The following is a 25143-nucleotide window of genomic DNA, read 5'->3' on the forward strand; positions in this document are numbered from 1 at the left end:
TAATATGGCACAACAAACAAAAAAGGGTGCTGTGGATCGTCTTATTGATGCCGACAAGGCAGATCCACGTAGAAAAGCAGCGCTAGAGATGGCTCTTGCAAATGTTGAAAAACAATATGGCAAGGGTTCTGCAATGCGATTAGGAGATAAGCCACTGCAAGACGTTGAGGTTATTCCTACTGGTTCTTTAGCTCTAGACATGGCTTTGGGAATTGGTGGTGTTCCTCGTGGGCGTATTGTAGAGGTTTATGGTCCAGAATCTTCTGGTAAAACAACGTTAGCTTTGCACATTGTTGCTAATGCTCAAAAGAATGGCGGAGTTGCAGCGTTTATTGATGCTGAGCATGCGTTAGATCCAGTTTATGCGCGTAAATTAGGTGTAGATACGGATTCTCTTATTGTTTCTCAGCCAGATAATGGTGAGCAAGCTTTAGAGATTGCAGATATGCTTATTCGATCTGGTGCTTTAGATGTTATAGTTGTTGATTCTGTAGCAGCGCTTGTTCCAAAAGCCGAAATTGACGGAGATATGGGAGATAGCCATGTTGGTTTGCAAGCTCGCTTAATGAGTCAGGCTTTAAGAAAGATGACAGGAGCTTTGTCTCAAGCTGGAACAACCGCAATCTTTATTAATCAGCTTAGAGAAAAAATCGGTGTGTTCTTTGGTAATCCAGAAACAACTACAGGTGGTAAAGCTCTTAAATTCTATTCGTCTGTTCGAATGGATATTAGGCGTGTTTCTACTATTAAAAACGGAGAAGAAGCTGTTGGCAATCGAACTAAAGTAAAGATTGTTAAGAATAAAATGGCTCCTCCTTTCAAAACAGCTGAATTTGATGTTCTTTATGGAGAGGGAATATCTACTGAAGGCTCTGTAATTGATATGGCTGTACAGTGTGACGTTATTAAAAAGTCTGGTTCTTGGTTTACGTATGAGGGTGAACAGCTTGGTCAAGGTAGAGAAAACGTGCGTCAATTCCTTAAGGATAATCCTGCTATTACGGAAGAAATTAGCGATAAAGTAAAAGTTGCTTTTGGGCTAATGAAGCCAGAAGATCAATTTGTTGAAGTAGAAGATGAAGACGATAGCGAAAAAGCAAAGTCGAATTCTAATGCAGAAAATAAGTCAGATGCTTCTAGTAAAGATTCCAAGAATAAATAGTGATAGATGAGAAGACTGATAGATGATTAGTGTTGAGAGTTTTCTTCGCAATCATAAACCCGTAGATGCTTCTGTTTTTAACAAAAATGATGTTAAGAACAAGAATGTGCGTGCAGAAGATGATTGTAGTTTAGAAGCTGTTAATTCACATTATTCAGAGAATAGTGTTGAAATAGGTGATTGCGAAGAAAACTCATGCCATTCGTCTTATAGATTGCAAAAGTATAACTCTTTTAATAATAGAGCTGTTAAAAAAGTAGACTCTAAAAAAGCATGCGACTTTGATAGTTGCAAAGAGTGTGCTTTAAGAATGTTAGATTATGCTGCAAGATCTTCAAACGACTTAAAAAATAGGCTTATAGATAAGGGTTATAGAGAGAATATTGTTGAATCTGTAATAATTCGTTTAGAAGATTTGCATTTGATTGACGATGAGCAATATGCTCAATCTGTTATACGCTCATGCATAAGTAGAACATTAGGAGAGCGCGCAACTCGCATGGAGTTGCAAAAAAAGGGAGTTGCTTCCGCTATTGTTTGTTCATCTTTGCAAGATGCTAGAGAAAACGGTGTTTTTGAGCAAAGCGCATGGGATTTGGGCAAAAAGGTAGCACAGCGAACAAAAAATCTAGAACCAGATGTTAGAAGGCGAAGATTCTTTTCTGCAGGAGCTAGAAAAGGTCACGATTTAAGCACGCTAAACGAAGTATATTATGCTTTGTTTAAGTCTTAAAATATTAGGACTTAGCAGATTTCGTTAGCGCACTTAAGAACGTAATCTGGCATATCTTCAACGTTAATAACATCGTTAAATCTAGCTGCTTTATTCTTAAGCTCGCTAAGCATTTTAGGAGCGCTTGTAGAAGTTTTGCTTTCTAGCAAATCCATGCAAGCAAAATCATCTAATCCTTCAACATTTAAGCCTAAGGATTCGCAAACAACTCTAGGGAACTTATACGGGCTTGCAGTGCTTAAAAGAATGCGAGGAACACTAGGATCATGAGGAATATGGCTCATAACAAAGTATCCACAAGCAGTATGTGGGTCAATAACATAATTATGCTTATTCCAGCATTCTTTTATGGAATCGCGAATTTGATCCTCGTTTGCCCATCCGCATCCAAAAAGTTCTCGAATTTTAGAAAGCACGTCTTCTGGTACTTCAAAAGCTCCCCATTGTTGCAAATCGTTCATAAGCATTTGCAAAAGTCGCGTATCTTTATTGCACATGTAGTAAAGCATGCGTTCCAAATTAGAAGAAACAAGAATATCCATAGAAGGCGCAACCGTTTGATGGAAAGGTCGAATCTTGTTATATGTTCCTCTAACCAAAAAGTCAAACAAAACATTGTTGCTATTGCTTGCAACAATCAAGTGTTTTACAGGAAGGCCAAGCATTTTTGCATAATATCCAGCAAGAATATTGCCAAAATTGCCACTTGGAACGCAAAATTCTACTTCATCGCCAAGCTTTATAGAGCCGCGTTCAACAAGCTTAGAATAAGCGTAGAAGTAGTAAACAACTTGAGGAATAAGTCTGCCTATATTAATCGAATTAGCAGAAGAAAGCAAAGCATTATTGTTATTCTTAATCGATTCATTGATTGAATCGTTAGTAAAGATTTGCTTAACGCTGCTTTGAGTGTCGTCAAAATTACCTCTAACAGCGCAAACTTTTACGTTACTTCCGCTTTGAGTTGTCATTTGCAATTCTTGAACTTTACTTACTTTGCCTTCTGGGTAAAAAGTAACCATAGAAGTGCCTTCAACATTTGCAAAACCAGCTAACGCAGCTTTGCCAGTATCTCCCGAAGTAGCAGTAAGAATCATAACGTTTTGGCTAGAGTCAGAAGTATTTTTTGAGTGTCTAATAAAGTGTGGCAAAATTTGCAAAGCAACATCTTTAAAAGCGCAAGTAGGACCGTGGAAAAGCTCTAAAACAAAATCATTGTTAGTGCCAAGCTGCTTTAATGGAGTAACTTCGCAATCTTCCCATTGATCTCCATAAGCATTTTCAACACACTCATCAAGCTCGCTAGAAGTAAAATCTGGAAGAAGGATTTGAAGAACATCTTTAGCAATTTGCTTGTAAGATTTTCCAACAAGATTAGAAATATCGTAGCGAGTTTCGCCAAGGCAATCTGTAACAAACAAGCCACCGTCTTCGGCTATGCCCCTACGAATAGCTTGTTTCGACGTATAGGTTTTAGAGTTAGACCTAGTGCTATGAAACATAACTGTATTCGTAGTGTTTTCTGCCATGATTCCTCCATTTGTGTCAATTGTTATACATAATACCCGAAGCATTGGAGCCTAAGCACTGCTATTGCTAATATGTTCAATATGATTAATCTCAATACAAAGTTTGACGAAACACATAATAGTGAGCAAGTCAATAGTTCTAAAGAGCATGGGGACTCTACAGATTCTATTGTTTTTTCTAGAGCAGATGATGCGCGAATCGCCCAAAGAGAATTTTCTAAATCTAATGCCACTTTTAAGAACAATCTTTTAAATGCTATTGCTGATTCTCTTGAAAATAACGCAGAATTTATTGAAAAAGCAAATAAGCAAGATTTAGAAAAAGCTCAAAAAAATGGTATGGATGCTGGAAAACTAGACAGACTTGTGTTTAACAAAGAAAGAATAGTTAAATCAGCTCAAAGTGTTAGAAAAATAGCGCAATTACAAGATCCTGTTGGCCAAATTGTTAGAGGATACACGCTGGAAAATGGTATTAAACTTTCTCAAGTAAGAGTGCCAATTGGCGTAATGGGAATGATTTACGAAGCTAGACCAAATGTAACTGTTGACGTTGCATCTTTGTGCATAAAATCTTCAAACGCTGTAATTTTAAGAGGCGGAAGCGCAGCCGAATGCACAAATCGTGCAACTGTTAGTGTGTTAAAGCAAGTCTTAAAAGATTTTGGTGTAAGTGAAAATCTTATAGAATCTGTTGATGATCTTGGCAGAAGCGGTGCAACATCAATGATGCACGCACATGGTCATATTGATGTTCTTGTTCCTAGAGGAAGCGCAAATCTGATTTCTGCAGTTATTAAAGAATCAACAGTTCCAGTCATAGAAACTGGCGCTGGAAACGTTCACATTTATGTAGATAAAACAGCAAACTTTAGTCAAGCAATTCCGATTATTATAAACGCAAAAACTCAACGAGTCGGAGTTTGTAATGCTGCAGAAAAATTACTTGTAGATCGAAGCATTGCTAAAGATTTTCTTCCAAAAGTCGCAAGCGAATTAGCGAATCGTAATGTTTTAATTCATGCTGATGAAGAATCATACAATATTTTATCATCCGCAAATATAAGTGGTATTAAACTAGAGCATGCAAATAATGAAGATTGGTCTACAGAATATTTGTCTTTGCAAATCGGAGTAAAAGTTGTAGATGGTGTTAAAGATGCCATTAATCATATTTCAAAATATTCAACGGGTCACACGGAAACGATTATTGCGCAAGACTACTTAACGATTAACGAGTTTGTTTCGTCAATAGACAGTGCGGTTGTTATGGTAAATGCTTCAACAAGGTTTACAGACGGCGGCGAATTTGGTTTTGGAGCCGAGCTTGGAATTTCCACTCAAAAGCTGCATGCAAGAGGGCCAATGGGCTTAGTAGAGATGACAACTACAAAGTGGATTGGCTACGGTCAAGGACAAATAAGGGCTTAAGAGTAAGGTTAAGAATATGCCTGATACATCACAATCACAATCGTCTAAAATTTCTAAAAATCAATCAAACGAGGATTTAAGACTGTCTATGTGCCTATCTAACGGTGTAGGTGCTTCTAATGTGCTTGATGCTTTAGATGTTGCAGCAGAAAGATTATCTATTGTTCGTTACGTGTTTTTAGTTCAAATAGAAGATGGGATTGCGTCTGCAAGTCAAAGGTCTTCTCTTGAATATGCTGACGCTGTTTTAATGGGGTGGCCAGATAGAGATAATCGAGATGTTGTTACGCCAGAAAACAGCGAAATAATAGATGAAGTTAATAAGAATTTGCAAAAAATGGAAAGCAATATAGCTGAATTTAGTAAGCTTGAGCGCGCTAGTCTTGTAGACAATATGAGCGAAGTTCTTGTAGAGATTACGGAGTGCGTTGCAAACATTAGAGGTGTTTTCCAGCCTGATTTTGATCTTCCAACGTTTGAAGAAATTAAGCGCGTTGTTCAAGATGAGTGGAATGAAGAAATGGGAAATATTAATCCAGACAAAGCAAATGTTGCTTCCAGCGTAATTGATGAAGCGAAAGCAGATGATGCTGCAGATGCGTCTAATGTGTCTAATGCAAATAACTCGCACAATGTACGCAATGCATCTAGGACGAATTAAATGAGCGATTCATCTACAGAACGCCGAATGTCGGATTTGTTCCAAGGTTCTTTTAATCAAAGCCAAGCTAGCGTGCCAGTTTCGTCAAGATCTTCTAAACTTAAGCACTCTGCAAGAGGAAACGTTCATCAACATCCGCGCATAGGGATTATGGGTGGAACTTTTGATCCGATTCACAATGGCCACTTGGTAGCAGCTTCCGAAGTCGCGTGGGTTTATGATTTAGACGAAGTTATTTTTGTTCCTACTGGAAAGCCGGTTTTTAAGCTAGACAAAAAAGTCACAAATGCAGAAGACAGATATTTGATGACTGTAATCGCAACGGCTTCAAACCCAAAATTTACAGTTTCTAGAGTGGATATTGATAGGCCTGGTGTTACTTACACAATCGACACGCTTCGCGATATTCGCGCGCAACACCCAGACGCGGAGCTTTTCTTTATTACTGGAGCAGACGCTATTGCAGAGATTATGCAATGGAAAAATGCTAGAGAATTATGGAGTTTGGCTAGATTTGTTGCTGTAACGCGTCCAGGTTACGCAAGTCCAGAAAAGTTTACACAAATTGAAGCTCGTTCCGCGTCTTACGATTCGTGTGACGATATGGTTAATTGCCATAGTCATCGTTTTCCTGTTGACATATTGGAGATTCCAGCATTGGCAATATCTTCAACAGATGTTCGCAAGCGTGCAGAGCATGGGGAGCCAGTTTGGTATTTGGTTCCAGACGGCGTTGTTCAATACATTGTTAAACACGGTTTATATATACGCGATTTGTAATGATTTGTAATGTTTTTGTAAGGATTTGCAACTGTTTGCAAGCATTTGTTATGTATGAAACGGCTTAATGGTTATAGTCTGCGCAAATAGATAGTATTAGTTTCAGTCCGATTTTTGTGGACTGTTAGCGAACTAGCGTTTGGAGATATGGTGAGCATCGTCCTTGAAGGAAAGCCAGATAAAAACCTTGTTCTCGTAACTGGTCGCGCGCATCCTAAGCTTGCTAAAGATGTTGCGAATCAGCTTGGTATAGATGTATTGGAAACAACGGCGTACGATTTTGCTAATGGCGAGATGTATGTTCGTTACACTCAGTCTGTGCGAGGAACAGACGTGTTTGTGTTGCAAAGTCATAGTGACCCTGTTAATAAGTCAATTATGGAACAGTTGATTATGATTGATGCATTAAAGCGCGCATCTGCTCGTTCTATTACCGCTGTGTGCCCGTTGCTTGGATATTCTAGACAAGATAAAAAGCATCGCGGTCGTGAGCCTATTTCTTGCCGTTTGATGTTTGATTTACTTAAAACTGCAGGCGCAGATCGCATTATGAGCGTTGATTTGCATGCTGCACAATCGCAAGGATTCTTTGATGGTCCTGTAGACCACTTAATTGCTATGCCAGTTTTGGTGGACTATGTAAGGGATCGCTTTAGCGAAGATTTAGGAAACGTTACTGTTGTTTCGCCAGATGCAGGGCGAATCCGTGTTGCGGAGCAGTGGGCGCAAAGATTGGGCGGAGGTCCACTGGCTTTTGTTCATAAAACTAGAGATATTACGCGTCCAAATCAAGCTGTTGCAAACCGTGTAGTTGGTGATGTTGCTGGTCGCGATTGCGTTATGGTGGACGATTTAATCGATACTGCTGGAACAATCGCAGGTGCTTGCAATGTTCTTAAAGACGCTGGAGCAAAGTCTGTAACTGTTGTTGCAACGCACGGCGTTCTTTCGGGTCCTGCAGTTGAGCGATTGAAGAATTGCGGTGCTAGAGAAGTTGTGTTAACAGATACTGTTCCAATCCCACAAGAAAAGCGTTGGGATGGGTTGACGGTTCTTTCAATTGCTCCACTTTTGGCAAGCGCGATTAAAGCTGTGTTTGAAGACGGGTCTGTTGCAAAGCTGTTTGACACATACCCAGAACATCACGGAAAAGGGTTTTTGTTTGCATAAATTTGCATAAATCCTATTTCGCCACGCCAAGCTTGACGATTTTGATTGTTGTGGCATAATAGTGACTTGGCGGTTTTTTCCGCCGTTCCCTCATGGTGTAATGGCAGCACACGGGTCTTTGGAACCCTTTGTCTTGGTTCGAATCCAGGTGAGGGAGCTAGAATTAGCGCCGCTTAGTTTTAAGCGGCGTTTTTGTTAACGCGGTGATGAGTTTAGAAGTGATTTGTGTTTGAGTACTCGTGTTTGAGCGCTGTGTTTGAATCAAAGAAAGGCTTAATATGTTGGAATCTTTAAGAAGTGGATTCAAACGTGTTATTTTGCCAATCGCAAAGCTTCTTGTTAAATTTGGATGTAGTGCTAACAGTGTTACAATTTTTGGCACTATTGCGCTTGTTGCAACTTCTGTTTTTATTTCTATAAGCGGCCAGCTTTTGATTGGCACTATTTTGCTTACGATTTTTGTTCTTGCAGACGCTTTGGATGGTTCTGTTGCTGCTTTAACAAACAAGAATGGTGGCACTAAATTTGGCGCATTTTTAGATTCTACTCTCGATAGAATTGCGGATTGGTCCCTTTTTGCGTGTGTTTGCATTTGTTTATATCGCGCAAATAATCTAAACATTTGCTTATATTTGCCATTTTATGTGAATAATTTTTTGCGATACTGCGGATTAGTATGCTCGCTAGTATCTATGATGTTTGCTTTTGTAACATCGTATGCTAGAGCAAGAGGCGAGTCTGTTGGGGTAGATGCTAAAAAAGGTTTGATTACTCGCGCCGACAGAGTTGCAATAATTCTAGTTTCAATGGGGCTAAGCGGATTAACGGGTTGGCTATTGTGGCTTTGCTTAGCAATGATTATTCTTTGCATTGGTGGAGCTATAACTGTTTTTCAGCGTATTTTTGAAGTTAAAAATTTGCTTAAATAAACTTGTTTTGGCAATTTGTCGCTAAAGCGCATTAAAATCATCACGTTTACGTAACCGTACACTTTTTAGGAGTATCATGTCAGGTCATTCCAAGTGGGCGACCACAAAGCACAAGAAGGCCGCTATCGACGCAAAGCGCGGCAAGCTTTTCGCCAAGCTTATTAAGAATATTGAAATCGCAGCTCGTCTTGGTGGTGGAGACCCAGATGGTAACCCAACTTTGTACGATGCAATCGTTAAAGCTAAGAAAGCTTCTATGCCAGCAGACAACATTAAGCGTGCTGTTAAGCGTGGTTCTGGAGAAGAAGCAGGCGGCGCAAACTACGAAGAGATTGTTTACGAAGGCTATGCTCCTGCAGGCGTTGGTTTGATTATTGAGTGCCTTACCGATAATCGCAATCGCGCTGCAGCAGATGTTCGCTCAACTCTTACAAAGGGCAATGGTTCTTTGGCTACAAGCGGTTCTGTGAGCTTTAACTTTGAGCGTAAGGGCTTGATTGAAGTTCCTAGCGAGGGCGTTGACTATAGCAAGCTTTTTGATATTGCTGCAGAAGCAGGCGCTGAAGACGTTGCAGACGATGGAGATGTGTATTCCGTATACACGGATTCTAGCGATTTGGTAACTGTTCGTAAGGCTTTGCAAGAGGCTGGTTTTGACTACGATTCTGCAGAAATCGTTATGCATCCAAATAACGAGGTTGAGTTGAGCTTTGAAGATGCTCAAAAGGTGTCTCGCTTGATTGACAATCTCGATGATTTGGACGATGTTCAAAATATTTATAGCAACTGGACTGCTTCGGATGAAGTTATGGCTCAGCTTGAGGAAGCAGAATAGTTTCCAATGATGATTTTGGGCGTTGACCCCGGGCTTACTCGCTGCGGGGTCGGCGTGATTGAAGCCGGCGTTTCTCGTCGGCTTTCTTTTATTCACGTCGATGTTTTAAGAAGCAATCCAAAAACTTCTCAAGATTTAAGATTGCTAGAAATTTACAATGGGCTGGTTGAAAAAATTGAGAGGTTTTCGCCAGATGTTGTTTCGATTGAGCGCGTGTTTGCTCAAGAAAATCGAAATACGGTGCTTGGAACTGCTCAAGTTGCAGGAATCGCTATGCTTGTTGCAGCTCAAAGGGGTATTCCTGTTGCTTTACATACTCCAACGGAGGTTAAACTTGCTGTTGCAGGCAGTGGTAGTGCTGGCAAAGAGCAAGTAGAGCGCATGGTTGCGCGTCTTTTGAATCTTAATGTTTTACCAACTCCTGCAGATGCTGCCGATGCTTTAGCTCAAGCTATTTGCCATGCTCTTAGGCCTGCAGGCGCATTGCAAGGCGGAGAGCGAGAGCAGCATTTAACAGATGCTCAAAGAAAGTGGGCTGAGTCTTTGCGTGCGGCGCGCGGATCAAGTTCTGTCGGGCGAGGTATGTAGGATGTCTATAGAACAGATGTTCTATAGACTGTAGGGATTTATTTTGAAAGGTGAGCGCTGATGATCGGTATGCTTAATGGCGTAGTGGAATCTATCGATTCGCGTTGTGCGCTTGTCTGTGTTTGTGGCGTTGGCTACGAGGTATATATGCCTTCGTCAGATTTATCATCTTTGCGCGAAGGTCAAGAAGTTAGAGTTTATACGTCTTTGCAAGTTAGTCAAGATGCTATTACGCTCTATGGTTTTACAAGTATGGCTGCAAAGCGTATTTTTCTTCAAATTCAACAAAAAGTTAGTGGAGTAGGGCCTAAAGTCGCTCTTTCTTTGCTTTCAACATTAAGCGTAGATCGCTTAACTAAAGCTATTGCAAATGGAGATGCCGATGCATTATCTTACGCTCCAGGGTTGGGCAAAAAGGGCGCGCAAAAAATCATCCTCGAGCTTAAAGGCTCCATTGACGTTTCTAATCTAGACGATGAAGCTAATAAAAAAGTAAATGAAAATTCCAATACTATTAATGATTTTGCGTTACAAAAAGTTGTTGATGGATTAATATCTTTAGGTTGGAATCGATTCGATGCTCAAAAAGCTGTTGAAAATGTTTGCGAACAAGAAAATATTTCCTCGCCAATTGCAGATGCAAATATTCCTAATATTTTGCGCATGGCTTTATCTTCTCTAGATAGAGGCAGGTAATAATCATGAGTTTAAATGAAAAAATCAACAATGAAAAAATCAACAATGTGCAAGCTTTAAATACTGGGGTATCGGAAGATTCTTTAAGAATCGTTTCTTCTAGCGCTATAGAAAACGAGCAAATTAGCGATGAAGAACTACGCCCTCATGCTCTGGATGGTTTTATTGGTCAGCCTTTATTAAAAGCGCAATTGCAACTTTTTTTGGATGCTGCAAGATTGCGTAATGTTCCTCCAGATCATATGCTTCTTGCGGGGCCTCCTGGTCTTGGAAAAACAACATTGGCAATGATTGTTGCTAACGAATTAGGCGTTTCTATTCGAGTTACTTCTGGGCCTGCTATTCAACATGCTGGAGATTTAGCATCGATTTTAAGCTCTCTAGATACAGGCGAAGTGCTGTTTATTGATGAGATTCATCGACTTCCTCGTGCTGCAGAAGAGTTGCTTTATATTGCTATGGAAGATTTTCGAGTAGACGTTATGGTTGGTAAAGGCCCTGGAGCATCTTCCATACCGCTTACTTTGCCTCATTTTACTGTAGTTGGTGCAACTACTAGAGAAGGCATGCTTCCTTCTCCGCTTAGAGCACGTTTTGGTTTTACTGCTCACTTGGATTTTTATCCTCACGAAGAGCTAGAGAAGCTTATTGAGCGTTCTTCCACACTTTTAGGTGTAAATCTTGCAGACCAAGCTGCAAAAGAGCTTGCTTTGCGTTCTAGAGGAACTCCTAGGATTGCAAATCGACTTTTGAGGCGTGTTAGAGATTGGGCAGTAGTCCATAATCTTAAAGAAGTAAATCGCGAGTCTGTAATCGAGGCTTTATCTTTGTATCAAATAGATACTCAAGGTCTTGATCGCTTAGATATTGCTGTTCTAAAAGCTATTGTGGTTCAATTTAATGGTGGTCCTGTGGGGCTTAATAACTTGTCTGCAATGGTTGGAGAAGAGTCGGAGACTGTGGAAACTGTTTGTGAACCATATTTGGTTCGAGAAGGCTTTCTTGTTAGAACACCTAAAGGCAGAGTTGCAACTGAAAAAGCTTGGCAACATTTAGGTCTTAAAGCACCCGATAATGTCAGATAGATAACATAAAATAGTTGATTTGGACGGTGTTTTGCCGTCTTAGGGTTGGATAACTTAAGGAGTTTATTGTGCCCCAATTCTTTCAACAGTATGGCATGCTTATTGTTCTTGTAATTGCCATGGTTGGTATCATGTGGTTCCAATCTCGTAACATGAAAAAGCGCCAAACTGAATTGCGTTCTTTCCATGATTCGTTAAAGCCTGGTGTTGAGGTTATAACCATTGGTGGAATTATTGGTAAAGTTGTTAGCGTTGATGCAGATCACGAAGAGATTGTTTTAGATTCAGAAGGTAGTCTGCTTCGCGTATCTTTCCGTGCTGTTAACAGGGTTTACGTTCGCGTAGATTTTAATAGCTACGATAAAGAAGATAGTGCCGAAGGCGCTAATAATGCGGATAGCGCAGAAGATAACGAATCGCAAGAATCCAATGAATCTAACGAGGTTCAAGAATCTAGCGAATCTAATGAAAATAAAGAAAACTAGAATAGAACGCTAGGATTATGACAACAACTGATATTACGGTAAAGCCTCTAAAGAATGTTAGTAGTGAAGATGCTAATTATTTAGCATCTCTTGTTCGCACAATTCCAGGATTTCCTAATCCAAAGATTGTTTTTCGCGATTTTCTACCAGTATTTGCAGATGCTCGTGGTATGAATATTCTTATTGAATCACTTGTTGATTCTTTGCCTGTTTCTAAAGATTCTTTTGATTTAGTTGCAGGTCTTGAAGCTCGTGGATTCTTATTTGGCCCAGTATTAGCTGCACGCTTAAATAAGGGTTTTGTTGCCGTAAGAAAAGCAGGTAAGTTGCCGCCAGAAGTTATTAGCGAATCGTATTCTCTTGAGTATGGAGAAGCTAAAATCGAGATTGAAAAAGGCTTGATTAAACCTGGTCAGCGTGTTCTTATTGTTGATGATTTGATTGCAACAGGAGGAACCGCAAAAGCTGCTGCAAGGCTTGTTGAAAGATCCGAAGGTGTTGTTGCTGGGTTCTGCTTTGTAATGGAGCTAACGGGCATTAATGGAATGAGCGACCTACAATCCTATAAGTGCTCTAGCTTAATGGAAATGCCAGCTTAAACACTGCAAATCGTAGTTTAAAGAAAAGCGTTAAATACGTAGATAATCCAAAATAATCCAAGTCTAAACTTTAAGAACGTAGGGGAGGAACAATTTTGAAAAAACTAAAATCTTCTCTTATTAGCGTTTTGAAGGGTTTAGCTATTCCAGCAATAACTATTTTTGTTTTTGCTCTTATTGTTGGGTTGTTTATGTCTTTAACGCTTTTAGTAATTTCGATTGAAGAAGGAACTGGTAATCTTTCTGATTCGTCAATGTCTTTAACATGGGCCGTACTTCTTTTTGCACAAGGTGTTGGGCTTGGCTTTGATGATTTTGTTCTTACGATTATTCCTCTTGGATTAACAATTCTTTTAGTTTCATCTCTTGCAATTGCAATGAGAAAGCTAAAAGGCGGTCAGTTGGCAAATACAATAGGACTACTTGTTTGGGTTTTTGCAAATTCTGTAATATCTCAAAATACCAATATTGAGTTGTTGGATTCTTTGCCAATAATATTGCTAAAAAGTGTTTGTGTGTATATTTTAGCTATGATGATTGCTGTTTTTCCACATTCTTCTACGTTTGCACAAATAAAACAAAAGTTATCAAAGCATTTTTCTGAGCGAACAATTAAATGCGCAAAAATCTGTTTTTATTGCTCTATAAGTGTTTTGGCAATTTACGCAATTGTTGCACTTTTAACAATCATCTTTTGGTGTGTAGTTGGTTCAAGCAACGTTGAGATTGCATTTTCTAAGCTAGGGATGCAAATCGGTTCTAGGATTTTAACATCTATTGCCTGTTTAGTGTGGTTGCCGAATATTGCACTATGGGCGTTATCTTGGATTGCTGGAGCAGGATTCAACATTGGAGATATTGCAAGCTTTAGTATTTTTTCTGTTAGCAAAAAATCGTTACCACCTATTCCACTTTTTGCAATATTCCCAGATGCTATAAAAGATTCATTCTATAGAACAGCTTCGGTTAGTATATTGTTTGTTTTGTGCGCTATTTTGGCATCGTTTATAATTTTGTACTCAAAGTTGTGCAACCTTAGAATCATATTTGATAACAATAAAGTAGACTGGAAGAAAACAGCTTTTGCATTTGTTCAATCTGCAATAGTTCTAGTAGCGTCTTGCATGGCAATAATACTTGTTATGAGTGTATTGCTTCTATTTGCGAATGGTAGTTTGGGAAGATTTAGATTAGCACATGTTGGAGTTAATGTAAGTAGAAGTCTTCGTTCCTTAGGCCATTTAACAATATACGGTTTTGGCTTTGCTTGGCTTGTTATTCTTTTTGTTTGCGCAATAATAGTTGGTATTCGACTTTTAAGCAATAAAATTTTATCCGAAAATCAACCTTTGCTTGAGAGCAAAACTGAAACTAGTAATCTTGAGTCAACTAGAACAGTCAGCTCAAAAGCTAATAAAAAATAAATCCTCATCCAACACAAGGAGGAAGACCGGTGCAACAGATACATGAGCAAGAACAAAATGCAGATGTGCTGATAACCACAGGTAAAAGGTCAATAAAGCGAGTACTGGTTTCAGTATTTTGCAAAGAAGGACTAGAAACGCTGGCAGATGCTTTTAGAAAGTGTGGAACTCAAGTTGTTTCAACTGGTTCAACTGCTTCAAAGCTTCAAGAATTGGGTGTAAGCGTTACGCAAGTGTCGGATGTAACAGGATTCCCAGAAAGTTTGGATGGTAGAGTTAAAACTCTCGATCCGCATATTCACGCTGGAATCCTAGCAGATATGAGCAATTCGGATCACGTAAAGCAGCTTAAAGATTTGAATATTGAGCCATTTGATGCTGTAGTTGTAAACTTGTATCCTTTTGTGAACACAGTTATGAGCGGCGCTAAAAATGATGCCATTATTGAAAAAATCGATATTGGTGGACCTTCAATGATTCGAGCAGCTGCTAAAAATCATAAGTCTGTAGCTGTTATTACAGATCCTGCAGATTACAAATTGCTTGCTAATCGAATTGCTTCTGGCGAAGGCTTTAGTTTGCAAGAGCGCGAATACTTAGCGCATAAAGCATTCGAGCATACAGCCGCTTACGATGCTGCAATATGCCAATGGACTAATAGTGCTTGGCCAATGCCACAAAGCATGATAGAAAACACAGAAAACAGCGATGATTCGCTTGATAAAACAAGCAAAGATTCGTCACGTCCATGTGACTATACGCGAACATGGACTCTTGAACGTAAGCTTAGGTATGGAGAGAATCCACATCAATATGCGGGGCTTTATCTTGATCCGTTGCATAATGGCGGTTTAGCTCAAGCTGAACTTCTTGGCGGAAAGCCAATGAGTTATAACAATTATGTTGATGCGGATGCGGCTTGGCGTGCAGTTTGGGATTTTGCTCCGCAAATTGCCGTTGCTGTTTGCAAACACAATAATCCGTGCGGCTTAGCAATAGGTGCAACAGCTGCCGAAGCTCACGCGAAGGCTCACGCTTGCGATCCTGTAAGCGCATACGGTGGAGTGATTGCTTGCAATTCAACTGTTACTCTAGAAATGGCACAAAGTGTGCGTCCAATTTTTACAGAAGTAATTATTGCTCCAGACTACGAGCCTGAGGCTTTGGAATTATTGCGCACTAAGAAGAAGAATTTGCGAATACTAAAGGTTGCAAATCCTCCTGTTTTAGGTTTGCAAGTGCATCCTATTGACGGCGGAGCGTTGGTGCAAAGTGCAGATAAGATTGATGATTTTGGAGATAATCCACAAAATTGGACTCTTGTTTCTGGAAACCCAGCGAACGAAGAAACCTTAAAAGACTTAGAGTTTGCATGGCGTTCTCTTAGGTGCGTAAAGTCTAATGCCATTTTGCTTGCGCATGATTTAGCAACTGTTGGAATAGGAATGGGTCAAGTTAATCGCGTGGATTCTTGCCATCTTGCAGTTGAAAGAGCAAATACTTTGGCAGATGGATTAGAACGCGCTAAAGGCTCTGTTGCAGCATCCGACGCATTCTTCCCGTTTGCTGATGGCCCGCAAATCTTGATAGAAGCAGGTGTAAGTGCAATAGTTCAACCTGGAGGGTCTATTAGAGATGAGGAAGTGTTTGAAGCTGCGCGCGCGGCTGGCGTAACAATGTACACTACTGGAACGAGGCACTTCTTCCACTAAAATCAATCGCTATTTGCAAATTAGTATTTCTGTAAATAGCTGATTAGTCAGTTAGATTAGCTCGATTAATCATATTAACGTAAAAAGCCTTGGATTGTATTTAATATACTTTCCAAGGCTTTTTATGTATTATACAAGTATGACAATTAGCCAGAAGAATCAAGATAGCGAATTAAAATTTGATCATAAAGATGAATTAATGCACGATGCGAATAGTAATGCGAATAGCAACTCAAGCAATCATATCTACGTTTCGGAAGTAAAAGAAGGTAAGCCATACGCGCAATGGATTGTAGCAATAATCGTATGCGTGTGCGCTGTATTAGCTTTTATAGGAAAAATAATGGCTGCTACAGTTATTATTTCTGCAACAGCCATCATTCTTGGAATAATACGCTTAATTTTCTCTCAACGAAGCCCTTGGAAAGTTAGATCCATTGCTTTTGACTCTTTTATAAGCATTGCACTAGGACTTGGTTTGCTAATAACGTATTTTTCTATTTTTGTTTTTATGTAACCTATTTTGTTTTAACTATTTGTCTTCGTTATAAAATGGGTTAACTTCTTTATTCTCGCTATTTTCTGATTCTTCGTTAGATGCTGAAGTGTTTTTGGAAGAATCATCCAAGCTTAAATCGCCAGAATTATTAGATTCTTTAGCACTGATTGAGTCTTTTGAAGAAGAACGAACAAGCTTGCTAATAAGCATAACGAATCCTACGAGCGCTGCAGCAAAAACAGGAGCAATCCAAAATACCCAAAGTTGGCTTAATGGTGCAGTAGCTAATTTCTTAGACTGTGCAAGAATGGCAATACCCGTAGAACGAGCAGGATTAAGACCGGATCCAGTAATTTGGTATGTAATAAAAGCTCCAACCGAGTATGCAATACCCATGTGCGCTGCATAAGTGCATTTAGCACCACCATCTTCACGCGTATACGTCATTGCTGTTGCAACAATAATAAGAACAGCAATAATCTCAACTATTAATGCGGAGATAACGCCAAAAGAAGCATTAACGCTTTTTAGTTGATTTGCAGAGATAGAAGCGCTTTCAAAACCATTTACAACAGGAGCAAGCCATGTTTTTTCTGGAACCATTTTAGTTTGAGGAAGAATAAAAACAGTTATTGCAGCAGCAACGAGTGCGCCAAGAACTTGAGCAATGATGTATAAAATTCCAGAAATGTAAGAAGTTCTTCCAGTAAGCATAGAAGCGATTGTTACTGCTGGATTAACGTGACCTCCAGAAACCTTGGCAGCTATACTGATTGCAGCTGCGTAAGCTAAGCCTGTTCCTGCAGCAATCAAAAGAACATTCACGCCGTACATCGCTGTTACAACAGATGAGAACGTGTAAATAGTAAATATTGCAAAAACGCTTGCAATAAATTCAGCAAAAATCCTAAAAACAAGAGGTGCAGGAGCAGTTGCTTTTTGCTCATCATTTGAACATTTATTTTGCAAAGTGTTGTTCATAACAATTCCTTACGTTAATGTGTACGTGTTGTGTTGTTTTTATGTTGTTTTGTTATTAGCAACACAACCAAACGTCTGCTATAGTATCACGGCTATGCCATACGCTAACATAGAAAAACGTGGCAATTTGCTGTGAGTATTAAAAAATGATTAAAAATTATTAATAAATACGCAAAAATGGCCATAAATAAAACATCAATAAGATTAAATTAATACAATAGGTCACGTTGGGAGAACGATGCCAAACGCATATTCCCGCGCCAATCAGGCGCAACAAGAAGCCAAAAACGCCGTTCGACTGCAAAAGCTACTTGCTGAAGCGGGATTTGGTTCAAGACGCAAATGTGAAGAGATTATTCTTGATGGGCGTGTTGAAGTAGATGATGAGCTTGTAACAACACTCGGAACTCGAGTAGATCCAAATAAACAAAAAATTCGCGTAGACGGATCTAGAGTAAAGTTCAATCACAAGCTTGTAACGCTCGCGCTTAATAAGCCAAAGCGAGTTTTGAGTGCAATGGATGATCCAAAAGGTCGCTTTACTTTAAGAGATATTGTTGGAGACAAATACGAGCGAATTTTCCACATGGGTCGCTTGGACTACGATTCGGAAGGTCTTATTTTAATGACCAACGATGGCGAGTTAAGCCAGCATGTTATGCACCCAAAGTACGAAGTTGAAAAAACGTATATTGCAACTGTTGAAGGCAAAATCAACGGTTTGGTTTGCCGACGCTTGGTTTCGCAAGGCGTAAATCTTGAAGACGGCTGGATTAAGCTAGACAGATGCGCAATAATTGACCAGAATCACGATGCAACAATCGTAAAAGTTGTTTTGCACTCTGGCAAGAATCGAATTGTGCGTAGGATTTTTGGAGCTGTTGGCTTCCCCGTAAAACGTCTTGTTCGTACGCAAATCGGCCCTATTAAGTTGGGTGATTTAAAAGCTGGGTCTTACCGCGTGCTTTCGCAAGTAGAAGTGCGCTCTCTTTCTAAGGAGGTTGGCCTGTGATTTGTGTAGCAATTGATGGACCAGCAGGAGTTGGTAAGTCTTCTACTTCTCGCGCTTTAGCACAATACTACGGTTTTGCGTATTTAGATACGGGTGCAATGTATAGAGCTGCCGCATGGTGGTGCTTAAAGCAAGGAATTGATTTAAGCAAGCAGCTTGAGTTGGATGAAGAAGGAAATCCAACAAATTCTGCAGATGCGGAACGCTTTAATCAAATTGTTGAAGCTGTTGGAGCATTGTTTACGGAAGATCATGCTGAATTTAGCGTTGATCCAAAAAATCCTGTAGTCGTAATTGATAGTGAAGATATTAGCGAAGAATTGCGTTCTGTTGAAGTTTCTTCGCACGTGTCTACGGTTTCTTCGATTCCCGCAGTTCGACGCATGCTTATTGCTGCTCAGCGCGCGTATATTGCAGCAGAGTCAGCTGAGGATTCTTTCTCTAGCGGAGAAGGAATTGTTGCAGAAGGCCGCGATATTACTACTGTTGTAGCTCCTAACGCGCAAGTTCGAGTGCTTCTTACTGCACGCGAGGATGTGCGTCAAGCTCGCAGAAATAAGCAAGATATTGCGCAAGAAAATTCGCAAAATAGCGAATCTGAAAATATTGAATCTAAGAATAATGAATCTTTAGAAGAAGACGATATTCGCGCTCGTGACGCTAAAGATTCTAAAGTTACTCATTTTCTTCAAGCTGCAGACGGTGTTGCAACTCTCGATAATTCTGATTTAACTTTTGAGCAGACTCTTGATGCGCTTGTAGAGATGGTTGACGATGCAATTGAGCAGGATGAGTACGACCGTTATGCTGCAAATCTTGAAGGCTACGATCTTGACGATGAAGACCGTGCGCTTCTTGGCGGTGATTTTGCAAGCGAAGATGAATCGAAAGACACTAAAGCTGTTGGAGTAATTGCCGTTATTGGCCGACCAAACGTTGGAAAATCAACGCTTGTAAACCGTATTCTGGGTCACAGAGTTGCTGTTGTAGAAGATACTCCAGGCGTTACTAGAGATCGTGTAAGTTACGACGCTGAGTGGGCTGGAACCAACTTTAAGCTTGTTGACACTGGCGGCTGGGAAGCGGATGTTGAAGGCATTGATTCTTCGATTGCTCAACAGGCGCAGGTGGCAGTGCGTTTAAGCGATGCTGTGATTTTTCTAGTAGACGGTCAAGTTGGCTTAACCGCCACAGACGAGCGTATTGTTTCAATGCTTCGCGCTGCTGGTAAGCCTATTACTTTGGCAGTTAACAAGGTTGACGACGCTAGAAGCGAGTATTTGACTGCAGAGTTTTGGAAGCTTGGAATGGGCGAGCCTTATGGAATTTCTGCAATGCACGGCAGAGGCGTTGGAGATTTGCTTGACGCAGCTCTTGCATCTTTAAAGAAAGCGAATAAGACTTCTGGATTCTTAACTCCAGAAGGTTTGCGCAGAGTTGCTTTAGTTGGTCGTCCAAACGTTGGTAAGTCTTCGCTTTTGAACCATTTAGCTCACGAAGAGCGTTCTGTTGTGAACGATTTGGCTGGAACTACTCGAGACCCTGTTGATGAGGTTGTGCGAGTTGATGGAGAAGACTGGCTGTTTATTGACACTGCTGGTATTAAGCGCAGGCAGCACAAGCTTACGGGTGCCGAATATTATTCTTCACTTCGTACGCAAGCTGCGATTGAGCGTTCGGAACTTGCTTTGATTCTTTTTGACTCTTCGCATCCAATTGCGGAGCAGGATCTAAAGGTTATGAGCCAGGCTGTAGACGCGGGTCGCGCAATCGTACTCGTGTTTAACAAGTGGGACTTGATGGACGAATTTTCCAGACAGCGCATGGAACGCTTGTGGAAAACTGAGTTTGAGCGAGTTACTTGGGCTGAGCGTGTAAATCTTTCCGCAAAAACAGGATGGCATACGAATCGTCTTGCGCGCGCTATGCGAACAGCTTTAGAAAGCTGGGATAAGCGCATTCCTACAGGCAAGCTTAATGCCTTCTTAGGCCGTATTCAGTCTGCTCATCCGCATCCTTTGCGAGGTGGAAAGCAAGCGCGAATCTTGTTTGCAACGCAAGCTTCTACACGCCCTCCGCGTTTTGTAATATTTGCAACTGGCTTCTTAGAGCACGGCTATCGTCGCTTTATTGAGCGTTCTCTTAGAGAAGAATTTGGATTCGAGGGAACTCCTATTCAAATCTCTGTAAAAGTACGAGATAAAAAGAAGCGCAAGTAAAATCGTAAGTAAATAAAGCTGCGATTAAAAGTTGCGATTAAAGCGTAAGTAAAGTAGGAGCGGAATATGGCTGGATTAGGCGAGTTAGCTCTTGATTTGCATCATGCTAGTGAAGATGAGATTTTTCAAGCATTTGTTGATTGGGTTAAAACTAACAAGCATGTGGATTTGTGGCCGCATCAAGAAGAGTCTGTTATGGATTTGCTTGCAGGAGACCACGTAATCTTAAATACTCCAACAGGCTCTGGAAAATCGCTAGTAGCGCTCGGCATGCATTTTGCGGCACTTGCCACTGGCAGACGCTCCTACTACACTGCGCCAATCAAAGCGCTTGTATCCGAAAAATTCTTCGATTTAGTTGCGATTTTTGGGCGAGACAACGTAGGCATGATTACTGGCGACTCGCATATCAACGCGGACGCTCCAATAATCTGCTGCACAGCGGAAATCTTAGCAAATCAAGCCTTAAGAGAAGGCGTAAACGCAAAAGTTGATTGCGTTGCAATGGACGAATTCCACTATTATGGCGATCCAGAGCGAGGATGGGCTTGGCAAGTGCCTCTTCTTACGCTTCCAAATACGCAATTCTTGCTTATGAGCGCAACTCTTGGAGATGTGTCAGATATTGCACAGCGATTAGAAAAATCAACAAATCGTAGTGTTGATATTATTGCAGACGCTCCAAGACCAATCCCGCTTGAATACGAGTACACAGATAAGCCACTTGCCACAACTGTAGAACTCTTATTTAACAAGGGTTTAACGCCAATCTACGTAGTTCATTTTTCGCAAGACGCAGCTCTAGAAACAGCTCAAGCGCTAGCTAGTACGGGAGTTTCTAGCAAAGAGCAGCGAGACAAAATTGCTCAAGCGATTAAAGGCACTAAATTTACTACAGGCTTCGGCAAAATTTTGCAAAGGCTACTGCGCACAGGCGTTGGCGTACATCATGCTGGCATGCTTCCACGCTACCGCAGGCTTGTTGAACAGCTAGCTCAGCAAGGATTGCTGCCCGTTATTTGCGGAACAGACACTCTTGGTGTTGGTATTAACGTGCCAATTCATTCGGTTGTGCTTACAGCGCTCACAAAGTTTGATGGGAATCGTAGTCGCAAGCTTCGCGCTCGCGAGTTTCATCAAATTGCAGGTCGTGCAGGCAGAATGGGGTTTGATACAGAGGGCTTAGTAGTTGCAGAGGCTCCAGAGTTCGAGATTGAGAATGCGCGAGCTGTTGCAAAAGCTGGCAATGATCCTAAGAAGCTTAAAAAAGTTAAGCGTAAGAAGGCTCCAGAAGGCTTTGTAGTTTGGGGCGAGCCAACGTTTACTAAGCTTATTGAAAGCGCTCCAGAAACTTTGAATCCGCACATGGTTGTAACGCACTCAATGATTTTGAACGAAGTTACGCAAGGCGGAGACGCTAGAGCGCGCGTTGAAAAACTTATTGAAGATAGTGCACAAAAGCCGCAAGATAAAGAAAAATTGCTTGAGCGTTGCAACGATATTTTCCAAACTCTGCTCGATACTCAAGTGATTGAATGCAGAGAGTTTTCGGATGGTTCTTGCGATTATGATCTTGATGTTGCTATGCCAGAGGGTTTTGCTCTAGATCAGCCACTTTCTCCGTTCTTGCTTGCAGCTTTGGAACTTCTTGACCCAGAATCTCAAAGCTACGCGCTTGACGTAATTTCTATGGTTGAAGCAACTTTAGATGACCCTAAGCCTGTTCTTCGCGCGCAAGAGCGTAAAGCTCGCGATGCTGCAATAGCTGGCATGAAAGATGATGGCATTGATTACGAGGAGCGCATGGAACGCTTGGCGGAAGTTAGTTACCCTAAGCCTCTTGAAGATTTGCTTGAGCCTGCTTTTGCGCAATATCGCAAGGATGTTCCGTGGGCAAACGACTACTGGCTAAAGCCTAAATCTGTGCTTCGAGACATGGTTGAAACTGCTTCCGATTTTACTGGCTATATTTCGCGCTATGGCATTGCTAGAAGTGAGGGAACGCTTCTTCGCTACCTTTCGGACGCTTACCGTTCGCTTGCTCGCACTGTGCCAGAAGATATGCTTAACGAAGAATTGCGTGATATTATTTCGTGGCTTCGTCTTGTTGTGCGCTCTATTGATTCAAGTCTTGTTGACGAGTGGGAGAGCGCAGGAGGGTCTGACGCTGAAGCTAGTGCAGTAACTACAGCTGCGCCTTCAACTTCTGAATCTGTAGTTGAGGATCGTCGTGGACTTATTGTGTTGATTAGAAACGCAATGTTCCGCCGCGTGCAGCTTATGGATTTGGAAGATGCGGATGCTTTGGGAGAGCTTGACAAAGCTTGGGGTTACGGCGTTCATGAGTGGAATGATGTGCTTGACGACTATTATGATGAGCACGAGTATGTTGGAATAGATGCCAAAGCTCGTGGCGGCGACTTGTTTATTTTGGATGATTCTCTAGAAAAAAGTGAGCATTCTTGGAAAGTTCGGCAAATTATTGACGATTCGGACGGAGACCATAATTGGGCTATTACTGGAATTGTTGATTTGGATTCCACACAAGATACAGGCGAAGTTGTGTTCTTTGACTACAGTGTGTCGCACGTTTAGTGTTGTTTTACTTAAGCTTTAGACCAAAATACAAAATATAGTCGAACGTTTGTTCTATGGATTGAGTATACTTAGATTATGGTTCAGGATTTATTTACAGCAAGTAGTGCGCCTAGCGATGTAACGCGTCCGTTGGCTGTGCGTATGCGACCGAGCGTTATAGAAGACGTGCTTGGGCAGTCTCATGCGTTAAAAGATGGTTCGCCTTTGCGTAGGCTTGCAAATCCGCAATCTAAAGGTTCTCTTACATCTCCAAGTTCTGTTGTGTTGTTTGGGCCTCCTGGAGTTGGTAAAACTACGCTTGCTTATATTGTGGCTCAACAGTCTGGTCGCGTGTTTGAAGAGCTTTCTGCTGTAACTTCTGGAGTTAAAGATGTTAGAGCGGTGCTAGATCGTGCGCATGAGCGCTTGGTTAGTAAAGGTCAAGAAACAGTTCTGTTTATTGACGAAGTTCATCGTTTTTCTAAATCTCAACAAGATGCTTTGCTTCCAAGCGTAGAAAATCGCGATGTAACTTTTATTGGTGCCACTACCGAAAATCCAAGTTTTTCAATCATTAAGCCACTACTTAGCAGATCAGTAGTTGTTAAACTTGAGTCTCTTAGTGTAGAAGATTTGCGCACGCTTATAGAACGCGCAATTTCAAGTGAAAATGGTCTTAATAATCAGCTTAAAATTGATGATAATGCAATAGATTCAATTATTCGTTTAAGCGGGGGAGATGCTCGCAAAACTCTTACTATTTTAGAGGCTGCAGCAGGCGCGGTAACTGGAGATGTTGCGTTGCAACATGGCAAAAAGAAGCCTGTTATTACTGCTGATATTGTTTCTAACGTAATGGATACTACTACAGTTCGCTACGACAAAGATGGCGACGACCACTACGATGTGATTTCTGCTTTTATTAAGTCAATGCGTGGAAGTGATGTTGACGCTTCTTTGCATTATTTAGCGCGAATGCTTAGAGCTGGGGAAGATCCGCGTTTTATTGCAAGGCGGATTATGATTGCTGCTGCGGAAGAAGTTGGTATGGCAGCTCCACAAATTTTGCAAGTAACTGTTGCAGCAGCTCAAGCGGTTGCTTTAATTGGCATGCCAGAAGCGCGGATTATTCTTTCGGAAGCTGTGATTGCTGTAGCAACTGCTCCAAAATCAAATGCAAGCTACAATGCGATTAATAAGGCTTTGCAAGATGTTGATGCTGGAAATATTGGTCAAGTGCCTCTTCATTTGCGAAATGCTCCAACTGCTTTGATGAAAAGCTGGGGGAATCACGATGGGTACAAGTACGCTCACGACTACCCAGGAGCTGTGGCTTCTCAACAATATATGCCAGATGAGCTAGTTGGCCGCGAATATTATCACCCAAATAATCGCGGCTACGAGCACGAGATTTCACAACGCTTATCTCAAATCCGCAATATTCTCCACAATCCTGAAAATAAAAATAAATAAAACTAATAAAACTAATTCGTAAACGTTTTATTATTTTTATTTATTCACGAACAAGCATAATGTGTTCAATATCTTCGCGGGTTGAAACGCGGAATAATACAAAACGATTGCCAATTACTTGAACGACTTCTGCACCAAGATGTTCTGCGAGTTCTTGTGCAGCTTCTTTAGCACTTAATCCAGAGCCATCTTGTACAGCGCACTTCATAAGCTCGTGAGATTGCATTGTTTCGTCTGCTTGCTTAACAGCAGCATTGCTAATATCGTTTTTTCCAACATAAAGCAATGGGCTTAAAGTGTTAGCGAGCGCACGCAATTGCTTAATCTGCTTTTTAGTTAATGCCATTATTTTCCTTCCAAATCGCGCTCAACATGCATAAAACGCTAAAACGCTATATTGTTAAACGCAATTATCGACAACCAACTATCGACTATTGATTATCTACTTGTAACGCTTAAATTTTCAATGCTTATCGGATTATACATTAACCGTAAGAATCCGCGCTCAACACGTTCAATGAGTTCAATACGTTAAATGCGAATATACAAATATTCCAGTTATC

At 40.9% G+C, this 25143-nt stretch carries 23 protein-coding genes and 1 tRNA gene; 21 read left to right on the forward strand and 3 right to left on the reverse strand.

Annotation, left to right across the window (positions count from 1 at the left end; translation table 11 throughout):
• Positions 1–4: 4 nt before the first annotated feature.
• Both recA and AC1EKB_RS01895 read left to right on the forward strand, forming a co-directional pair.
• On the forward strand, positions 5–1162 hold the full coding sequence (gene recA / locus AC1EKB_RS01890) for a recombinase RecA (RefSeq protein ID WP_128814093.1): 1158 nt from the start codon (positions 5–7) through the stop codon (positions 1160–1162).
• Between the two features lie 22 nt (positions 1163–1184).
• Positions 1185–1895, forward strand: a complete 711-nt coding sequence (locus AC1EKB_RS01895) for a regulatory protein RecX (RefSeq protein ID WP_481248692.1) — start codon at positions 1185–1187, stop codon at positions 1893–1895.
• An 11-nt stretch (positions 1896–1906) separates the two neighbouring features.
• Here AC1EKB_RS01895 and thrC read toward each other — a convergent pair whose 3' ends face one another.
• On the reverse strand, positions 1907–3424 hold the full coding sequence (gene thrC, locus AC1EKB_RS01900; RefSeq protein ID WP_481248693.1) for a threonine synthase: 1518 nt from the start codon (positions 3422–3424) through the stop codon (positions 1907–1909).
• A 72-nt stretch (positions 3425–3496) separates the two neighbouring features.
• Here thrC and AC1EKB_RS01905 point away from each other — a divergent pair, with 72 nt between their 5' ends.
• The 15 genes from AC1EKB_RS01905 to AC1EKB_RS01975 all read left to right on the forward strand — a co-directional run bounded on the left by AC1EKB_RS01905 (position 3497) and on the right by AC1EKB_RS01975 (position 16336).
• Entirely contained in the window at positions 3497–4855 is a 1359-nt protein-coding gene (locus AC1EKB_RS01905) for a glutamate-5-semialdehyde dehydrogenase (RefSeq protein ID WP_415694183.1), read from the forward strand.
• A gap of 16 nt (positions 4856–4871) precedes the next feature.
• On the forward strand, positions 4872–5516 hold the full coding sequence (locus tag AC1EKB_RS01910; protein ID WP_415694184.1) for a phosphoribosylglycinamide synthetase: 645 nt from the start codon (positions 4872–4874) through the stop codon (positions 5514–5516).
• Positions 5517–6296 (forward strand): nicotinate-nucleotide adenylyltransferase, encoded by a 780-nt coding sequence (gene nadD, locus AC1EKB_RS01915; RefSeq protein ID WP_481248694.1) that lies wholly within the window; start codon positions 5517–5519, stop codon positions 6294–6296.
• A gap of 147 nt (positions 6297–6443) precedes the next feature.
• Positions 6444–7466, forward strand: coding sequence for a ribose-phosphate diphosphokinase (locus AC1EKB_RS01920; protein ID WP_018639222.1), 1023 nt, complete (start codon positions 6444–6446; stop codon positions 7464–7466).
• Positions 7467–7552: 86 nt separating this feature from the next.
• A tRNA-Gln gene (locus tag AC1EKB_RS01925) sits at positions 7553–7623 on the forward strand.
• Between the two features lie 121 nt (positions 7624–7744).
• Positions 7745–8395, forward strand: coding sequence for a CDP-alcohol phosphatidyltransferase family protein (locus tag AC1EKB_RS01930; protein ID WP_481248695.1), 651 nt, complete (start codon positions 7745–7747; stop codon positions 8393–8395).
• Positions 8396–8471: 76 nt separating this feature from the next.
• The gene (locus AC1EKB_RS01935) at positions 8472–9230 is read left to right on the forward strand and encodes a YebC/PmpR family DNA-binding transcriptional regulator (RefSeq protein WP_060786727.1); all 759 of its coding nucleotides are present in this window, start codon (positions 8472–8474) and stop codon (positions 9228–9230) included.
• Positions 9231–9236: 6 nt separating this feature from the next.
• Positions 9237–9818: a crossover junction endodeoxyribonuclease RuvC gene (ruvC, locus tag AC1EKB_RS01940; RefSeq protein WP_004133171.1), complete on the forward strand. Its 582-nt coding sequence runs from the start codon at positions 9237–9239 to the stop codon at positions 9816–9818.
• 60 nt (positions 9819–9878) lie between these two features.
• Complete coding sequence (gene ruvA / locus AC1EKB_RS01945; protein WP_481248696.1) at positions 9879–10514, forward strand: Holliday junction branch migration protein RuvA; 636 nt, start codon at positions 9879–9881, stop codon at positions 10512–10514.
• 5 nt (positions 10515–10519) lie between these two features.
• The gene (ruvB, locus tag AC1EKB_RS01950) at positions 10520–11599 is read left to right on the forward strand and encodes a Holliday junction branch migration DNA helicase RuvB (protein ID WP_481248697.1); all 1080 of its coding nucleotides are present in this window, start codon (positions 10520–10522) and stop codon (positions 11597–11599) included.
• 68 nt (positions 11600–11667) lie between these two features.
• Positions 11668–12084, forward strand: a complete 417-nt coding sequence (yajC, locus tag AC1EKB_RS01955; RefSeq protein ID WP_016635291.1) for a preprotein translocase subunit YajC — start codon at positions 11668–11670, stop codon at positions 12082–12084.
• 17 nt (positions 12085–12101) lie between these two features.
• A complete protein-coding gene (locus AC1EKB_RS01960; RefSeq protein WP_481248698.1) occupies positions 12102–12683 on the forward strand; it encodes an adenine phosphoribosyltransferase in 582 nt (193 codons plus the stop codon).
• A gap of 95 nt (positions 12684–12778) precedes the next feature.
• Complete coding sequence (locus AC1EKB_RS01965) at positions 12779–14107, forward strand: cell division protein PerM (protein ID WP_481248699.1); 1329 nt, start codon at positions 12779–12781, stop codon at positions 14105–14107.
• 71 nt (positions 14108–14178) lie between these two features.
• Complete coding sequence (gene purH, locus AC1EKB_RS01970; protein ID WP_481248734.1) at positions 14179–15819, forward strand: bifunctional phosphoribosylaminoimidazolecarboxamide formyltransferase/IMP cyclohydrolase; 1641 nt, start codon at positions 14179–14181, stop codon at positions 15817–15819.
• Between the two features lie 199 nt (positions 15820–16018).
• A complete protein-coding gene (locus AC1EKB_RS01975; protein WP_481248735.1) occupies positions 16019–16336 on the forward strand; it encodes a DUF3017 domain-containing protein in 318 nt (105 codons plus the stop codon).
• A gap of 15 nt (positions 16337–16351) precedes the next feature.
• On the opposite strand, the gene AC1EKB_RS01980 is transcribed toward AC1EKB_RS01975, so the two are convergent.
• Positions 16352–17299: an MIP/aquaporin family protein gene (locus AC1EKB_RS01980; protein ID WP_481248700.1), complete on the reverse strand. Its 948-nt coding sequence runs from the start codon at positions 17297–17299 to the stop codon at positions 16352–16354.
• Between the two features lie 238 nt (positions 17300–17537).
• On the opposite strand from AC1EKB_RS01980, the gene AC1EKB_RS01985 reads away from it, so the two are divergent.
• The 4 genes from AC1EKB_RS01985 (at position 17538) to AC1EKB_RS02000 (ending at position 24580) form a co-directional block, all read left to right on the forward strand.
• Positions 17538–18311 carry a pseudouridine synthase gene (locus AC1EKB_RS01985; protein WP_415694193.1) on the forward strand — a complete coding sequence of 258 codons (774 nt, stop codon included), beginning with the start codon at positions 17538–17540 and terminating at the stop codon, positions 18309–18311.
• Positions 18308–20530 carry a bifunctional cytidylate kinase/GTPase Der gene (gene der / locus AC1EKB_RS01990; RefSeq protein WP_481248701.1) on the forward strand — a complete coding sequence of 741 codons (2223 nt, stop codon included), beginning with the start codon at positions 18308–18310 and terminating at the stop codon, positions 20528–20530. Before AC1EKB_RS01985 ends, der begins: the two co-directional genes overlap by 4 nt.
• 66 nt (positions 20531–20596) lie before the next feature.
• The gene (locus AC1EKB_RS01995) at positions 20597–23125 is read left to right on the forward strand and encodes a DEAD/DEAH box helicase (RefSeq protein WP_415694195.1); all 2529 of its coding nucleotides are present in this window, start codon (positions 20597–20599) and stop codon (positions 23123–23125) included.
• Positions 23126–23203: 78 nt separating this feature from the next.
• Positions 23204–24580 carry a replication-associated recombination protein A gene (locus AC1EKB_RS02000; RefSeq protein ID WP_415694196.1) on the forward strand — a complete coding sequence of 459 codons (1377 nt, stop codon included), beginning with the start codon at positions 23204–23206 and terminating at the stop codon, positions 24578–24580.
• Between the two features lie 40 nt (positions 24581–24620).
• On the opposite strand, the gene AC1EKB_RS02005 is transcribed toward AC1EKB_RS02000, so the two are convergent.
• On the reverse strand, positions 24621–24926 hold the full coding sequence (locus AC1EKB_RS02005) for a YhbY family RNA-binding protein (RefSeq protein WP_415694197.1): 306 nt from the start codon (positions 24924–24926) through the stop codon (positions 24621–24623).
• Between the last annotated feature and the right edge of the window lie 217 nt (positions 24927–25143).

This window comes from Gardnerella sialicivorans subsp. sialicivorans, from assembly GCF_056746795.1.

Bases quoted from the DNA above. Each gene is read 5' to 3' on its own strand.
- AC1EKB_RS01930 (WP_481248695.1), top strand. From the start codon at position 7,745: ATGTTGGAATCTTTAAGAAGTGGATTCAAACGTGTTATTTTGCCAATC.
- nadD (WP_481248694.1), top strand. From the start codon at position 5,517: ATGAGCGATTCATCTACAGAACGCCGAATGTCGGATTTGTTCCAAGGT.
- AC1EKB_RS01935 (WP_060786727.1), top strand. From the start codon at position 8,472: ATGTCAGGTCATTCCAAGTGGGCGACCACAAAGCACAAGAAGGCCGCT.
- recA (WP_128814093.1), top strand. From the start codon at position 5: ATGGCACAACAAACAAAAAAGGGTGCTGTGGATCGTCTTATTGATGCC.
- AC1EKB_RS01995 (WP_415694195.1), top strand. From the start codon at position 20,597: ATGGCTGGATTAGGCGAGTTAGCTCTTGATTTGCATCATGCTAGTGAA.
- AC1EKB_RS01895 (WP_481248692.1), top strand. From the start codon at position 1,185: ATGATTAGTGTTGAGAGTTTTCTTCGCAATCATAAACCCGTAGATGCT.
- ruvB (WP_481248697.1), top strand. From the start codon at position 10,520: ATGAGTTTAAATGAAAAAATCAACAATGAAAAAATCAACAATGTGCAA.
- AC1EKB_RS02000 (WP_415694196.1), top strand. From the start codon at position 23,204: ATGGTTCAGGATTTATTTACAGCAAGTAGTGCGCCTAGCGATGTAACG.
- thrC (WP_481248693.1), bottom strand. From the start codon at position 3,424: ATGGCAGAAAACACTACGAATACAGTTATGTTTCATAGCACTAGGTCT.
- AC1EKB_RS01980 (WP_481248700.1), bottom strand. From the start codon at position 17,299: ATGAACAACACTTTGCAAAATAAATGTTCAAATGATGAGCAAAAAGCA.
- AC1EKB_RS01960 (WP_481248698.1), top strand. From the start codon at position 12,102: ATGACAACAACTGATATTACGGTAAAGCCTCTAAAGAATGTTAGTAGT.
- AC1EKB_RS01905 (WP_415694183.1), top strand. From the start codon at position 3,497: ATGTTCAATATGATTAATCTCAATACAAAGTTTGACGAAACACATAAT.
- AC1EKB_RS01975 (WP_481248735.1), top strand. From the start codon at position 16,019: ATGCACGATGCGAATAGTAATGCGAATAGCAACTCAAGCAATCATATC.
- AC1EKB_RS01985 (WP_415694193.1), top strand. From the start codon at position 17,538: ATGCCAAACGCATATTCCCGCGCCAATCAGGCGCAACAAGAAGCCAAA.
- ruvA (WP_481248696.1), top strand. From the start codon at position 9,879: ATGATCGGTATGCTTAATGGCGTAGTGGAATCTATCGATTCGCGTTGT.
- ruvC (WP_004133171.1), top strand. From the start codon at position 9,237: ATGATGATTTTGGGCGTTGACCCCGGGCTTACTCGCTGCGGGGTCGGC.
- AC1EKB_RS01910 (WP_415694184.1), top strand. From the start codon at position 4,872: ATGCCTGATACATCACAATCACAATCGTCTAAAATTTCTAAAAATCAA.
- AC1EKB_RS02005 (WP_415694197.1), bottom strand. From the start codon at position 24,926: ATGGCATTAACTAAAAAGCAGATTAAGCAATTGCGTGCGCTCGCTAAC.
- AC1EKB_RS01920 (WP_018639222.1), top strand. From the start codon at position 6,444: ATGGTGAGCATCGTCCTTGAAGGAAAGCCAGATAAAAACCTTGTTCTC.